The sequence below is a fragment of the Brevundimonas sp. C43 genome, assembly GCF_030732185.1.
GTDB classification, from domain to species: domain Bacteria; phylum Pseudomonadota; class Alphaproteobacteria; order Caulobacterales; family Caulobacteraceae; genus Brevundimonas; species Brevundimonas diminuta_C.
Window position 1 is genome coordinate 153,976 of the sequence record NZ_CP132231.1, and the last position, 13,706, is coordinate 167,681.

Consider the following 13,706-nt stretch of genomic DNA (forward strand, 5'->3'; position numbering starts at 1 on the left):
AAATTTTAGTGCACTTTCGTGCAGATTTTTGCGAGCCGTTCTTAGGAAGCCTCCCGATGACGGCCGCCACCATGGGGCCTGGCTGCGTCAGGAACGGACGTGGGTTTCGCTATCGGGTCCGCATCGCTTCCAGAACGGCGCGCGCGGCGCGGTCGGTCTCGGCCAGCGGCTCGTAGGTCCAGCCGTCCAGCGCGCCGTCGAACGGACGGGTGGCGCCGCGCGATTGCAGGTCGTCGTGCAGGCGAGCGAACTTGTCGCCCGCCTTCAGCGGCATCATCGGCAGGACATGGACCGGCTTGCCGGTGGAGGCGGCCTCGGCCGCCATATTGGCGCTGTCCTCGGTGACCAGGATGTGGTCGGCGAAATGCAGGAAGCCGAACAGGGGATTTTCGCCTGTCCCATCCCAGATCCAGCCCGGCAGGTCCGAAAGGCGCGCGGTCATGACGGCCTTGGCCGCATCGGGCGTCCGGCGTGAGAAGGTCAGCATCAGCGCGCCGCCAGATGCTCGCACGGCGTCGGCGATCTGGTCGGCCAGTTCGGCCGCATGGGCGGGGGGCAGGTCGAAAGCCTTGGACTTGCCGCCGATCAGCACCGCGATGCGCGGATAGGGCAGGGAGGCGATCCGGTCGGCGAAGGCGGGCGCGGCCTGACCGATCCGCTGCGGCGTGATGCGGTGGGGCGAGCCGGTGATCTCGAAGACATTGTCGCCCGACAGACCGTCATGGGCGGGGGCGACGATCAGGTCGTAGCGGTCGTTGGCCCATCGGGGGTCCTGGGTCTGAACGACGAAGGTCTTGCCGCCGCTCCAGGCCTTGACCCGGGTCGACAGCGGCAGGGTCGCGCGACCCGTGGCGATCCACAGATCAGGCCAGGGGGCGGTCAGCGGCGCGGACGCCAGCATCGCCGGGGTCTTCAACGCCGACGGCAGGCGGTCGAAGATCGGCCGCCAGCGGATATGTTTGATCGTGATTTCGGCCGGGGTCAGGCGCTGAACGGCCTCGGCGAGACCCAGCGCCTGATTCTCGATGCCGGCACGGCCGTCGGAGGCGACCCAGATGGCCAAAGGCTCGGGAGAGAGGGGGCGCGCGGACGCTGCCCCCGCCATCGTTGTTACTTCCACTCGACCTTGAGGATCTCGTAGGCCTTCACGCCGCCGGGGGTGTTGACCTCCACGACGTCGCCGACCTCCTTGGAAATCATGGCGCGCGCGATCGGCGAGGCGATCGAGATCTTGCCCTTCTTCACATCTGCTTCGTGTTCGCCGACGATCTGATAGGTGGCCTCTTCCTCGGTGTCTTCGTCCACCACGGTGACCGTGGCGCCGAACTTGACCTGGCTGCCCGACAGTTTGGACACGTCGATGACCTGGGCGCGGCTGATCTTGTCCTCGATCTCGGCGATCTGGCCTTCGATCCAGCCCTGACGCTCCTTGGCGGCATGGTATTCGGCGTTTTCGGACAGGTCGCCGTGCTCACGCGCCTCGGAAATGGCGGCGATCACGCTCGGCCTTTCGACCGACTTCAATTGCTTCAGTTGATCGTCGAGGGCACGGTAGCCCTCGCCCGTCATCGGCACTTTTTCCATTTGTGTCGTGATTTTTCTGGTTCGCCCGGAGACTGGAAAGACGCGAGATAAGCACACAAAAGGCCGCGGGGCGGGCGCGGCCGGGCATCAAGACTAGGGTTTCTCGCTCAGGAATTCAAGAGCGTAATGCCCGCCCCGGTTGACCCTCAGGCGCGGGCCGGCGGTTCGGGCTTGTGGTCGCGGCGCAGGACGCCCTTGATGAGGCTGTAGGCCAGCCAACCCACGGCGGCGAGGCCGGCGAGCATGAAGATGCCGGAAATCAAGGCGGCTCCTGCCGCCATGAAGGCGAGGACGAAGGCGACGGCCGCAGCCAGTCCGGCCACGATCTGAATGGTTTGAAGGCGCATGAGACCTTAACGCCCTCGACCACGGCGGGTTGCGCCGCCGCGATCACGATCCGATCACGCGTAGCTGTAGGGACCGCCGCGTTCGAGCGCGCGCTGATAGGCGGGCCGTGCATGGATGCGGTTCAGGAAGGCCTTCAAACGGGGCTTGGTCTCGGCGTCGAAGGCGCGGTCGGCGCCCGCCTCGACCGGAAAGCTCATCATGATGTCGGCGGCGGTGAAAAGGTCGCCCGCGAACCATTCCGAGCGGCCCAGCTCGTCTTCCCAAAAGCCGACATGGGTGCGCAGTTGCGGGTCTACGAAACTGGCGATCGCCTTGTTGGCGACGCCATTGACGATGGGTTTCAGCAGAGCGGGCGCGCGGCGCGGCAACATGCTGAAGACCAGCTTCAGCAGCAGGGGCGGCATGGCCGACCCCTCGGCATAGTGCAGCCAATAGGTGAACCGACGGCCGTCTTCGGTTCCCGTCGCTGGACGCAGGCGACCTTGGCCGTAGGTATCGAGCAGATATTCGACGATGGCCCCGGTCTCTGCGACCTTGACCGCGCCGTCCTCAATGACCGGCGACTTGCCCAGCGGGTGGATCGCCAGCAGCTCGGGCGGCGCCAGCCGGTTGCCGGGGTTTCGTTGGTAGCGGACCACCTCATAGTCCAGGCCCAACTCTTCGAGCAGCCACAGGACGCGTTGCGAGCGGCTGTCGTTCAGATGGTGGACTTTGATCATGGGTCGGCTCCGGGCGGCGAGGCATGACTATTCGCAACGCCGCCCCAGAAGTCGAGCGGCGATTGCAGCTTCAGCGCGGGCGGCGGCCGCTCCAGCGTCCGCGCGGTTGCGGCGCGACCTTGGGCTTGGCGCCTTCGCGGCGGTTGCGCCAGACCTCATAGGCCAGGGTCGCCAAGGCCAGCTTCCCTGCGTGACGACCGGCGACGCGACGGCCGCCCTTGGAGAGCAGCAGGCTGCCGAGGAGGGGAACGAGCTTGTGCAGACGGGACATGATGGAGTTCCTTTCGTCGTCCCAACGCGCGGTGTGCGACCGGGGTTCGCCCTGCGACGACATGAACTGTCAGCGACCGACAGAAGGTTTGGCGCGCGCGATGCGTCAAGCGGTGCTAGCGCTAGGGTATGAGCCAATCCCGCATCGCCGCCTTCTTCACCTCCCTGAGCTTTTTCGTCATCGCGGCCCTGGTCGCCGGCGTCGTCGTCGGCGCCCTGGCGCAAGGATCGCAGGCCGCCTGGCTGACCGGCGCCTTGGGCGTGGTCGAGAGCCTGGGCCAGGTGTGGCTGAACGCCTTGCGCATGACCGTCATTCCCCTGGTGTTCAGCCTGTTGGTGACCGGCATCGTCTCCATCGCCGATGCGGCGGCGACGGGCCGGATCGCGGTGCGGTCGCTGGTGGTGTTCGGCGTCCTGCTGGTCGGGGCGACGCTCTATGCGATCCTGGCGGGCCTGGGCCTGCTGGCGGTCTGGCCGATCGATCCGGAGGCGGGGCGTGGGCTGCTGGCGGGCGTCAGCGCCGAATCCCTGGCGACGGTGGGCGAGGCGGCGCGCACCGACGGCCTGCGCGCCTTCCTCGCCAGTCTGGCGCCGGCCAATGTCATCAAGGCGGCGTCCGACGACGGGGTGCTGGCGGTGGTGGTCTTCGCCGTCGCCTTCGGCTTCGCCGCGACGCGGATCAAGGCCGAGCTGCGGCGGCCCCTGGCCGGCTTCTTCGAGGCGGTGGCCGAGACCATGGTGGTCATCGTCCACTGGGTGCTGCTGGCGGCGCCGTTCGGCGTGTTCGCCCTGGCGCTGGGCGTGGGTTTGCGCGCGGGCCTCGGGGTGGCGGGGACGCTGGCCCACTATGTCGCCATCGTCTGCCTCAGCCAGATCGGCCTGATCCTGATCATCTATGTCGTGGCGATTGTGTGGGGGCGGATTTCGCTGGCCCGTTTCGCGCGCGCCGTGGCCCCGGCCCAGGTCGTCGCCGTCTCGACCCAGTCGTCGCTGGCCAGTCTGCCGGTGATGATCGAGCGCGCGCGCGACTGGCTGGGCGTGCCCCAGACCTCCGCCGGCCTCGTTCTGCCGCTGGCCGTGGCGGTGTTCCGCATCACCAGCCCTGTCGCGAACTTGGCGGTCTGTCTCTAAGTGGCGCAGTTGCACGGGGTGGAGTTGGGGCTCGGCGTGCTGGTCGCCGGCGGGCTGACGGCCATTGCCGTGTCCATCGCCTCGGTCGGATTGCCGGGTCAGGTCAGCTTCTTCGCCGCCATCGGCCCGATCTGCCTGGCCATGGGCCTGCCGCTGGGCGTGCTGCCGCTGCTGCTGGCGGTCGAGGTCATCCCCGACATCTTCCGCACCGTCGGCAACGTCACCGCCGACCTGGCCGCGACCCGGATCGTGGCGGGCGAAGATGGGGCGGGCGAGGGCGATCGCGTTACAGAATGACCCAGGCGGCGGCGCCCGCCAGCAGGATCAGGTGGAGCAGGACGATCAGGCCGAACTGGGTCCTGAACGGCTCCTTGCGCGTCTTGTGGCGCAGGATGTGCTGACCCATCCACGCGCCCAGCCCGCCGATCAGGCCGAACAGCAACAGTGTGGACTCCGGCGTCCGCCACAGGCCGGCCTTGGCGCGCCGCTTGTCCCTGGCGAAGGCGAGAAACCCCAGCACTTCGCCGCACAGGATGGCGATCAGGGCCAGATCGAGATTGGACATCGGCTTGTCTCCGGCGTTCGGCCGCTACAGCCTTGCAGCGTGCGGCCGAAAACCGGAGATTTCGTCAACGTCAGGCGTAGTCTTGGATCGCCCGCACATCCAGGTCGCCGGCCTTGATCGCGCCGATGGCCTGGGCGGCCGCCAGGGCGCCGGCGGTGGTGGTGTAGTAGGGCATCTTCATCATCAGGGCGGTCCGGCGCAGCGAGAAGCTGTCCTGCAGCGACTGCTTGCCCGATGTGGTGTTGAAGACCAGCTGAACCTCGCCGTTCTTCATGGCGTCCACGATGTGCGGGCGGCCTTCCAGCACCTTCTTGACCAGTTTCACCTCCAGCCCCTGTTCGACCAGATAGGCGTGGGTGCCGCCGGTGGCCATCAGGCTGAAGCCTTCAGCCAGCAACGTCCTGGCGGCGTCGACGATGAAGGGCTTGTCCTCGTCCTTGACCGAGATGAAGGCGCAGCCCGAGGTCGGCAAGGTGGTCCCGCCGCCGATTTGGGACTTGGCGAAGGCGCGGGCGAAGGCGGGGGCCATGTCGGTCTCACCCGGCCGCTTGAAGTCCAGGCCCATGACCTCGCCGGTCGAGCGCATTTCCGGGCCCAGGACGGTGTCCACCCCGGCGAAACGGGCGAACGGGAAGACCGCTTCCTTGACCGCGATATGGTCGTAAGGCTTGTCCGCCAGACCGAACGACTCCAGCGGCACGCCGGCCATGACCTTGGCGGCGATGGAGGCGATAGGCTGGCCGATGGTTTTGGCCACGAAGGGCGCCGTGCGGCTGGCGCGCGGATTGACCTCCAGCACGAAGATGCGCGGGTTTTCGCTGTGCGGCTCCTCGATGGCGAACTGCACATTCATAAGGCCGCGCACCTTCAGGGCCTTGGCCATTTCGGTGGTCTGGCGTTTCAGCTCGTCCACGATCTCGGGCCGCAGCGAGAATGGCGGCATGGAGCAGGCGCTGTCGCCCGAATGGACGCCGGCTTCCTCGATATGCTCCAGCACGCCCGCGACGAAGACCATCTCGTCGTCGCACAGGGCGTCGACGTCCACCTCGGTGGCGCGGTTCAGATAGTGGTCGATCAGGACGGGATCGTCGCCCGAGACGCGCATGGCCTCGTGGACATAGCGGTCAAGCTGCTCGCGGTCGTGGACGATCATCATGCCGCGACCGCCCAGGACGTAGGAGGGGCGCAGGACGACGGGATAGCCGACCTCTTCGGCCTTCTGCGCGGCTTCTTCCGCCGAACGGGCCAGGCCGTTGGGCGGCTGGCGCAGGCCGATGCCTTCCAGCATCTGCTGGAAGCGTTCGCGATCCTCGGCCAGATCGATGGAGTCCACGCTGGTGCCCAGGACGGGGATGTCATCCTCTTGCAGGGCGTGGGCCAGCTTCAGCGGGGTCTGGCCCCCGAACTGGACGACGCAGCCGATCAGCTCGCCGTTCGAGCGTTCGACCTCGATCAGCTCCAGCACATCCTCGGCCGTGAGGGGTTCGAAATACAGGCGGTCGGAGGTGTCGTAGTCGGTCGAGACGGTCTCGGGGTTGCAGTTGACCATGATCGACTCGACGCCGATCTGGTCGAAGGCGAAGGCCGCGTGGCAGCAGCAGTAGTCGAACTCGATCCCCTGGCCGATCCGGTTCGGACCGCCGCCCAGGATGATGGCCTTCTTCTTGTCCGTCGGCTCGGACTCGCATTCGGGAACCTGGCCCAAAGCGCCGGTCTCATAGGTCGAGTACATATAGGCGGTGGCGCTGGCGAACTCGGCGGCGCAGGTGTCGATCCGCTTGAACACCGGGCGGACGTTCAGGCCGCGACGGGCCAGACGCACGGCCTTTTCGGTCGCCCCGGTCAGTTGCGCCAGACGGGCGTCGGAGAAGCCCTTGGACTTCAGACGGCGGAACTCGGTCGGGTCCGTCGGCAAGCCCTTGACCCGGACGTGGCCTTCCTCACGGACGATGTCGGCGATCTGGCGCAGGAACCAGGGTTCGTAGGCACAGGCGGCGTTGACCTCCTCGACCGTCAGGCCGTGGCGGAAGGCCTGGGCGATGACCCGGATGCGGTCGGGGGTCGGAACGCCCAGAGCGCGCACGACGGCAGCGCGGGCTGTCGCATCGTCTTCGGCGCCGGCCACCCCTTCGATCTCGATCTCGTCGAAGCCCGACAGGCCGGTCTCCAACCCGCGCAGCGCCTTCTGCATCGATTCCTGGAAGGTGCGGCCGATGGCCATGACCTCGCCCACCGACTTCATCGAGGTGCCCAAGAGGGGCTCAGAACCCGGATATTTCTCGAAGGCGAAGCGCGGGATCTTTGTGACGACATAGTCGATCGACGGCTCGAACGACGCCGGCGTCACTTGGGTGATATCGTTGGTCAGTTCGTCCAACGTGTAGCCGACCGCCAGACGCGCCGCGACCTTGGCGATAGGGAAGCCGGTGGCCTTGGACGCCAGGGCCGAGGAGCGCGATACGCGCGGGTTCATCTCGATCACGACCATGCGGCCGTCGGCGGGGTTGATGGCCCACTGCACGTTCGAGCCGCCCGTCTCGACGCCGATTTCGCGCAGCACATTGATCGAGCCGGTCCGCATCCGCTGATATTCCTTGTCGGTCAGCGTAAGCGCAGGGGCGACGGTGATGGAGTCGCCCGTATGGACCCCCATCGGATCGACGTTCTCGATCGAGCAGATGATGATGCAGTTGTCCGCCGTGTCGCGGACGACCTCCATCTCGTATTCCTTCCAGCCCAGGACCGATTCCTCGATCAGCACCTCGGTGGTCGGCGACAGGTCCAGGCCGCGCAGGACGATTTCCTCGAACTCCTCGCGGTTGAAGGCGATGCCGCCGCCGGTGCCGGCCAGGGTGAAGGACGGGCGGATGACGGCGGGCAGGCCGACGAACTCCAGCCCCTCCAGCGCCTCTTCCATCGAATGGGCGGCCTTGGAGCGGGGCGATTCCAGGCCCAGCTTGTCCATCGCGTCACGAAACTTCTGGCGATCCTCGGCCTTGTCGATCACCTCGGCCTTGGCACCGATCATCTCGACGCCGTGCCTGGCCAGGGCGCCGGATTCATGCAGGGCCAAGGCGGTGTTCAGCGCGGTCTGGCCGCCCATGGTCGGCAGAAGCGCGTCGGGCTTTTCCTTGATGATGATCTTCTCGACCATCTCGGGCGTGATCGGCTCGATATAGGTGGCGTCGGCCACCTCCGGGTCGGTCATGATGGTGGCGGGGTTCGAGTTGACCAGGATGACCCGGTAGCCTTCCGCCTTCAGCGCCTTGCAGGCCTGAACGCCGGAATAGTCGAACTCGCACGCCTGGCCGATGACGATCGGGCCGGCGCCGATGATGAGGATGGATTGGATGTCTGTGCGCTTGGGCATCGCCAGCTCTTCTTCTTATTGAACGCTAATGGGTCACGACCGCGCAGTCCCAGCCGTCGTAGTCCAGCTGGAAGGCCGCGGCCCAGGTCTGCATCATGGCCGAGGTCGCCGCGAACGACGCCGCATCCACCGCCATGGTGGTCTCTAGAATGGTGGAATCGTCCGCGCCGCTGGTCAAAAAGCCCGCGCGCCGCGCGACCTCGTTCAGATCGCCGTGATCGCCCTCGCCATAGAAATAGAACTGCGTGTGGCGCGGCGTCACGCCGCTGTCGCCCTGTTCGGCCAGCGCCGCGCGCACCATGGCGTCGCGTTCGTCATGACTGATGTCCGGGGCGAGCAAGGGCGGCGTTTTCCTTCGGTCTCTACGCGCGCGAGAAGCCCCCGCACGGCAGGGCCATGCGACGTTCGCGTCAGGTTGTCGGTTAAGCGGCCCGTTTAGAGAGGGAGGGGCGCGGGGGCAAGACCTTAAGCGGCGTCGATCGCCGCGATCCAGTCGGGGAGTTCGTCGATGCGGGCCAGGGAGACGTAGCGTGGCTCATCCACCGGGGCGTCGGCCAATTCGTGGGCCCAGGTGACATGATAGGGGATGTGGACGCCGAAGGCACCGGCCGCGATGGCGGGCAGGACGTCGGACTTCATGGAGTTGCCGGCCATGACGGCCTCGGCCGGGCCGGTGCCGTGGCGGGTGAAGACCCGCTCGTAGGTGGCGCGATCCTTTTCGGAGACGATCTCGACGGCGCTGAACAGGTCGCCCAGGCCTGAGGCCGCCAGCTTGCGCTCCTGATCCAGAAGGTCACCCTTGGTGATCAGGACAAGGCGGTATTTTTCGGACAGTTCGGCGACGACCGCATCCACGCCGGGCAGGGTCTCGACCGGGTGGGCCAGCATCTCGCGACCGGCGGCCAAAATCTCGCGCACCACATGGGGCGGGGCGGCGCCGTTCGTCAGCTCCATCGCCGTCTCGATCATCGACAGGGTGAAGCCCTTGATGCCGTAGCCATAGAGCCGCAGATTGCGTTGCTCGGTTTCGGCCAGGCGCGCCTCGATGGTCGCCTCGTCGCCGTGGTCGGCCAGAAGATCGACGAACCGCGCGTGGGTCAGACGGAAGATCGTCTCGTTGTGCCAGAGGGTGTCGTCGGCATCGAGGCCGACCGTGGTGATGCTCATGTCGCGCCCCTATCATGGGATGAACGCGGAAGGGAGACGCGATGAACGGATCGGCGGTGGTGATCGGGGCGACGGGCGGCATCGGCCGGGCGATGGTCGAGCGGATCGTGGCGGACGGCGCGTTCGAGACGGTGTGGGCCGTGTCGCGGTCGGGCGCGGACGTGGCGGGCGGGCAGGGGCTGAGCGCCGATTTGGAGGATGAGGCCAGTCTGGCGTCCGCCGCCGAACGGATCGGCCAGGGGCCGGCGCCGACCCTGATCGTCGTGGCGACCGGGGTGCTGCACGACGGACTTCAGCCGGAGCGGGCTTTTCGCCAACTGGATGCGGAACACCTTTTACGCGACTACCGCGTCAATGCGGTGGGGCCCGCGCTGGCGGCGAAACATCTGCTGCCGCTGATGCCGCGCGATCGGCGGGCGGTGTTCGCGGCCCTGTCGGCGCGGGTGGGGTCGATCGCCGACAACCGACTGGGCGGCTGGCATGCCTATCGCGCGTCCAAGGCGGCGCTGAACATGATCCTGCGCAATCTGTCGGTCGAGATTGCGCGCAGCCATCCGCAGGCGGTGATCGCCGGTCTGCATCCTGGCACGGTGGCGACGGATCTGAGCGCGCCGTTCCAGAAGGGGGTGGCCGAGGGCAAGCTGTTCACCGCCGACTATTCCGCCGAGCGGCTGCTGTCGGTGCTGTCGAACCTGACGCCGGCCGACAGCGGCGGCGTCTTCGCCTGGGACGGGGCGCGGGTGCCGGAATAGCGCGCAGTCGTGACTTGAGCGGAACGGTCGACTGACGTCAGATGGCGTCCATGCGTCTGAGCGTTTCCGCCCGGCTTTTCAGCCTTATGTTGCTCGGCCTGCCGTTGAGCGTTCCGGCCGTGGCCCAACCGGTTAATTCGCCGGTTGTCGATCCGGTGGTCGCCACAGCGCCCTCGCGTGACCGCGCGCGGTTGAACCAGCGGGTGTTCGACCGGGTGTGGAGCGAGGTGCGGCGGGGCTATTATGATCCGACCCTGCACGGCGTGGATTGGAACGCCGCGCGCGCGACGTTCCGGCCCCAGGCCTTGGCGGCGAGCGACGAGCGGGGTCTGTACCGCGTCATCAATGCGATGCTGGATCTGCTGGACGACGGTCATGCGGCGGCCAGTCCGCCGGCGGCGGTGCGGCGTCAGGAGGCGCAGTTCGCCCGGCGCGCCGTGATGGGCCTGACCCTGATGCGGGGCGAGGCGCCGGACGACTGGACCGTCGAACGTGTTCGGCCGGGTTCGCCGGCCGAGGCGGCGGGCGTGCAGATGGGCTGGGCCCTGAATTCGGTCGACGGGAAGCCCTGGGGACCGGATGTCGAGACCTATGACGGGGTTCCGGTGCAACTGGTCCTGACCGACGATGCGGGGCAGAGGCGCGAGATCGCCCTGACGCCGCGGGTGATGGAGGCCATCGAGCCGTTCACCGCTGACAAGTCGCGGCCGGGGGTGCTGGTGCTGCGGGTCGAGCAGTTCGACAAGGGGCTAGGCGCCTGGATGGGCAGCGAACTGGAAGGCTTGCCGCCCGATGTCGATGTGGTGCTGGACCTGCGCGGCAATCCCGGCGGGCGGCTGATGGAGGCGGAATCGGTCCTGACCTGTTTCCTGCCGCGCGATCAGGTCTGGGCGACCCGAACGGGACGCAGCGGCCGGCCGGTGGTGCTGAGGGCGGCGGGCGACTGCGGCGACCGGCGCGATCCCCTGGCCAATGATGTGGCGGTTCTGGTGGATCAGGGCAGCCGCAGCGCCGCTGAACTGACGCCGGCCGCCTTGCAGGAGGCGCGGCGCGGCATCGTGGTGGGCGAGAAGACCGGCGGATCGGTGCTGATCGCCCAAGAGACCAATCTGCCGGACGGCGGGCGGCTGACGCTCAGCCGGGCGGACTTCGTGACTTCGGGCGGGATTCGGCTCGAGAAGCGGGGCGTGACCCCGGACATCGCCGCGCCGCGCACCGTGGCCCAGCGCCGCGCGGGCGACGACCCGACGCTGGAGGCGGCAATCGCCGCCCTTCGGGCGGAGGAGCGGGCCAGGGCTTCGACCCCCGCCAGCAGTTTCTAGATCAGCAGCATTTGAACCCGCCGGCGCCGCCGAAGCGGCGCTGCTCGTGCAGGCGGAAGAAGGCGGTCTTGTCCAGCGGCGGCTGGTCTGGATGGGTCGTCGCCGCGTGATCGACATAGGCCTGATAGTCCGGCTGACCGATCATGGCGCCGGCCGTGCGCCTGACGCCGCGACCCCACCGCAAGGCGGTGTCGCGACACAGGCACAGCAGGTCGTCCTGAACGTCAGGCACGGGCCGCATCCGCCGCCTCGTCGGCCGCCGTCACTTGGTGGCTTTCCGGATATTCGCGCACCGTCGGGCGGTTGTTCGTATAGGCCTTGCGGCACGCCAGGACGCCATAGACGACCATGGTGACGACCACGAACAGGAAGCCCGCCGTCAGCGTCGAGTTGACGTAGTCGTTGACCACGATGCGGTGCATGTCGCCGATGCTCTTGGCCGGGGCGATCAGTTCGCCGGCGCCCAGCGCCTCCTGATATTTGCGGGCGTGGGACAGGAAGCCGATGCGGACGTCCGGGTGGAACAGCTTCTGGAAGCCCGCCGTCAGGGTGCAGATCAGCAGCCAGGTCGCGGGAACGACCATGACCCAGGCGAACTTCTCGCGCTTCATCTTGAACAGAACGACGGTGCCCAGGATCAGGGCGACGGCGGCCAGCATCTGGTTGGCGATGCCGAACAGGGGCCACAGGCTGTTGATGCCGCCCAGCGGATCGACCACGCCGGTATAGAGGAAATAGCCCCACAGACCGACCGTCAGGGCCGTGGCGACGACATTGGCGCCCCACGACTTGGTCTCGCGCATCCTGGGCACGGCGACGCCCAGCAGGTCCTGGATCATGAAGCGACACACGCGGGTGCCGGCGTCGACCGTGGTCAGGATGAACAGGGCCTCGAACAGGATGGCGAAGTGATACCAGAAGGCCATCATGGCCTTGCCGCCGATCACGCCGGACAGGATGTGGGCCATGCCGACCGCCAGGGTCGGGGCGCCGCCTGCGCGCGACAGGATCGAATGTTCGCCCACGTCACGCGCCAGCTGTTCCAGTTCTCCGGGCGTGATGTGGAAGCCCCACTGGGCCACGGCGGCGGCGGCGGAGGCTGCATCCTTGCCGATGACGGCGACCGGGCTGTTCATGGCGAAATAGACAGCCGGGTCCAGAACCGTGGCGGCGATCAGGGCCATGACGGCGACGAAGCTTTCGCACAGCATGGCGCCGTAGCCGATCATCGGAATCTGGGCTTCGTTCTCCAGCAGCTTGGGCGTGGTGCCCGACGAGATCAGGGCGTGGAAGCCCGACACCGCGCCGCAGGCGATGGTGATGAACAGGAAGGGGAACAGGGCGCCGGCGAAGACCGGGCCGGTGCCGTCGATGAAGGGGGTGATGGCCGGCATCTGCAGGTGCGGACGCACGATGAGGATGCCCACGGCCAGGGCCACGATCGCGCCGATCTTCAGGAAGGTCGACAGATAGTCGCGCGGCGCCAGGAGCAGCCACACCGGAATGACCGAGGCGATGAAGCCATAGACCATCATCAGGATCGCCAGGGTCGGGCCGGTCAGGGTGAAGGCAGGACCCCAGAACGGATCGGCCGCGATATGGCCGCCGCCGATGATGGCCAGGATCAGCAGGACGACGCCGATCACCGAGACCTCGCCCACCCGGCCGGGCCGCAGGAAGCGGGTGTACAGGCCCATGAAAATGGCGATGGGGATGGTGGCGGCGACCGTGAAGGTGCCCCACGGGCTTTCGGCCAGAGCCTTGACCACGACCAGGGCCAGAACCGCCAGGATGATGACCATGATCATCAGGACGCCGACCTGGGCGATGATGCCGGGGATGTTGCCCATTTCGGTGCGGATCATGTCGCCCAGCGACTTGCCGTCGCGGCGCGTGGACATGAACAGGACCATCATGTCCTGAACCGCCCCGGCCAGCACGGCGCCGACCAGGATCCACAGGACGCCCGGCAGATAGCCCATCTGGGCCGCCAGCACCGGCCCGACCAGCGGGCCTGCGCCGGCGATGGCGGCGAAGTGGTGGCCGAACAGCACGTTCCTGGGCGTCGGCACATAGTCCAGCCCGTCGTTTCGGCGCATGGCCGGGGTCAAGCGCGCGGGATTCAGCTGCATGACCTTGTTGGCCAGGTAGCGGCTGTAGAACCGATAGGCGATCGCATAGGTGCAGACGGCGGCGACCACCATCCAGACCGCGCTGATGCTTTCACCCTGATGCAGGGCGATCATGCCGAGGGACACCGCCCCCAGGATGGCGATGGCGCCGAAGATTATGGGTGTGCTGAGTTTGCCCACGACAGATCCCTCCCGGCCGGCTGACTGCGACCCTCGCCCTTGGTTTGCACCACAATCCGGGACAAGGCCAATCGACTAAAGTCGTAGAAATGAGGGACCAGAAGTCTCCTCGCTGCGGAGCGGGGAGGTGGCGCGGCGCGTCTTCGCGTCGTGACCGAGGGGTTCT

The 13,706-nt window shown here is 67.3% G+C and carries 13 protein-coding genes and 1 pseudogene; 3 read left to right on the plus strand and 11 right to left on the minus strand.

Translation table 11 applies throughout. From position 1 onward, the window contains the following. Window positions 1-109: 109 nt before the first annotated feature. The 5 genes from Q9R14_RS00780 to Q9R14_RS00800 form a co-directional block, all read right to left on the minus strand. The gene (locus Q9R14_RS00780; protein ID WP_306003126.1) at window positions 110-1,105 is read right to left on the minus strand and encodes a mitochondrial fission ELM1 family protein; all 996 of its coding nucleotides are present in this window, start codon (window positions 1,103-1,105) and stop codon (window positions 110-112) included. A gap of 5 nt (window positions 1,106-1,110) precedes the next feature. Continuing rightward, on the minus strand, window positions 1,111-1,584 hold the full coding sequence (gene greA / locus Q9R14_RS00785; protein WP_055752933.1) for a transcription elongation factor GreA: 474 nt from the start codon (window positions 1,582-1,584) through the stop codon (window positions 1,111-1,113). Between the two features lie 146 nt (window positions 1,585-1,730). Next, complete coding sequence (locus tag Q9R14_RS00790) at window positions 1,731-1,931, minus strand: hypothetical protein (RefSeq protein ID WP_045809837.1); 201 nt, start codon at window positions 1,929-1,931, stop codon at window positions 1,731-1,733. 54 nt (window positions 1,932-1,985) lie between these two features. Continuing rightward, entirely contained in the window at window positions 1,986-2,651 is a 666-nt protein-coding gene (locus Q9R14_RS00795; protein ID WP_306003127.1) for a glutathione S-transferase, read from the minus strand. A 70-nt stretch (window positions 2,652-2,721) separates the two neighbouring features. Then, entirely contained in the window at window positions 2,722-2,922 is a 201-nt protein-coding gene (locus tag Q9R14_RS00800; protein ID WP_039244534.1) for a hypothetical protein, read from the minus strand. A 128-nt stretch (window positions 2,923-3,050) separates the two neighbouring features. Here Q9R14_RS00800 and Q9R14_RS00805 point away from each other — a divergent pair. Continuing rightward, window positions 3,051-4,349: pseudogene (locus tag Q9R14_RS00805) on the plus strand (dicarboxylate/amino acid:cation symporter). On the opposite strand, the gene Q9R14_RS00810 reads toward Q9R14_RS00805, so the two are convergent. The 4 genes from Q9R14_RS00810 to Q9R14_RS00825 all read right to left on the minus strand — a co-directional run bounded on the left by Q9R14_RS00810 (window position 4,339) and on the right by Q9R14_RS00825 (window position 9,154). Further along, a complete protein-coding gene (locus tag Q9R14_RS00810) occupies window positions 4,339-4,617 on the minus strand; it encodes a DUF1294 domain-containing protein (RefSeq protein ID WP_306003128.1) in 279 nt (92 codons plus the stop codon). The pseudogene Q9R14_RS00805 and the gene Q9R14_RS00810 sit on opposite strands and share 11 nt — an antisense overlap. A 70-nt stretch (window positions 4,618-4,687) precedes the next feature. Continuing rightward, window positions 4,688-7,987, minus strand: a complete 3,300-nt coding sequence (gene carB, locus Q9R14_RS00815) for a carbamoyl-phosphate synthase large subunit (protein WP_306003129.1) — start codon at window positions 7,985-7,987, stop codon at window positions 4,688-4,690. 25 nt (window positions 7,988-8,012) lie between these two features. Further along, window positions 8,013-8,327: a ribonuclease E inhibitor RraB gene (locus Q9R14_RS00820; RefSeq protein ID WP_306003130.1), complete on the minus strand. Its 315-nt coding sequence runs from the start codon at window positions 8,325-8,327 to the stop codon at window positions 8,013-8,015. A 125-nt stretch (window positions 8,328-8,452) separates the two neighbouring features. Then, window positions 8,453-9,154 (minus strand): HAD family hydrolase, encoded by a 702-nt coding sequence (locus Q9R14_RS00825; protein ID WP_306003131.1) that lies wholly within the window; start codon window positions 9,152-9,154, stop codon window positions 8,453-8,455. Window positions 9,155-9,195: 41 nt separating this feature from the next. Here Q9R14_RS00825 and Q9R14_RS00830 point away from each other — a divergent pair, with 41 nt between their 5' ends. Further along, on the plus strand, window positions 9,196-9,906 hold the full coding sequence (locus Q9R14_RS00830) for an SDR family NAD(P)-dependent oxidoreductase (protein WP_306003132.1): 711 nt from the start codon (window positions 9,196-9,198) through the stop codon (window positions 9,904-9,906). 50 nt (window positions 9,907-9,956) lie between these two features. After that, on the plus strand, window positions 9,957-11,228 hold the full coding sequence (locus Q9R14_RS00835) for a S41 family peptidase (protein WP_306003133.1): 1,272 nt from the start codon (window positions 9,957-9,959) through the stop codon (window positions 11,226-11,228). A 1-nt stretch (window position 11,229) separates the two neighbouring features. Here Q9R14_RS00835 and Q9R14_RS16315 read toward each other — a convergent pair whose 3' ends face one another. Together Q9R14_RS16315 and Q9R14_RS00845 are read right to left on the minus strand one after the other, a co-directional pair. Next, the gene (locus tag Q9R14_RS16315) at window positions 11,230-11,460 is read right to left on the minus strand and encodes a YbdD/YjiX family protein (RefSeq protein WP_369814622.1); all 231 of its coding nucleotides are present in this window, start codon (window positions 11,458-11,460) and stop codon (window positions 11,230-11,232) included. Next, a complete protein-coding gene (locus Q9R14_RS00845) occupies window positions 11,453-13,540 on the minus strand; it encodes a carbon starvation CstA family protein (protein WP_306003134.1) in 2,088 nt (695 codons plus the stop codon). Before Q9R14_RS00845 ends, Q9R14_RS16315 begins: the two co-directional genes overlap by 8 nt. Between the last annotated feature and the right edge of the window lie 166 nt (window positions 13,541-13,706).

Coding starts and splice junctions, on each gene's coding strand:
- Q9R14_RS00835 (WP_306003133.1), top strand. CDS start 9,957: ATGCGTCTGAGCGTTTCCGCCCGGCTTTTCAGCCTTATGTTGCTCGGC.
- Q9R14_RS00795 (WP_306003127.1), bottom strand. CDS start 2,651: ATGATCAAAGTCCACCATCTGAACGACAGCCGCTCGCAACGCGTCCTG.
- Q9R14_RS00825 (WP_306003131.1), bottom strand. CDS start 9,154: ATGAGCATCACCACGGTCGGCCTCGATGCCGACGACACCCTCTGGCAC.
- Q9R14_RS00810 (WP_306003128.1), bottom strand. CDS start 4,617: ATGTCCAATCTCGATCTGGCCCTGATCGCCATCCTGTGCGGCGAAGTG.
- carB (WP_306003129.1), bottom strand. CDS start 7,987: ATGCCCAAGCGCACAGACATCCAATCCATCCTCATCATCGGCGCCGGC.
- Q9R14_RS00780 (WP_306003126.1), bottom strand. CDS start 1,105: ATGGCGGGGGCAGCGTCCGCGCGCCCCCTCTCTCCCGAGCCTTTGGCC.
- Q9R14_RS00800 (WP_039244534.1), bottom strand. CDS start 2,922: ATGTCCCGTCTGCACAAGCTCGTTCCCCTCCTCGGCAGCCTGCTGCTC.
- Q9R14_RS00830 (WP_306003132.1), top strand. CDS start 9,196: ATGAACGGATCGGCGGTGGTGATCGGGGCGACGGGCGGCATCGGCCGG.
- greA (WP_055752933.1), bottom strand. CDS start 1,584: ATGGAAAAAGTGCCGATGACGGGCGAGGGCTACCGTGCCCTCGACGAT.
- Q9R14_RS00790 (WP_045809837.1), bottom strand. CDS start 1,931: ATGCGCCTTCAAACCATTCAGATCGTGGCCGGACTGGCTGCGGCCGTC.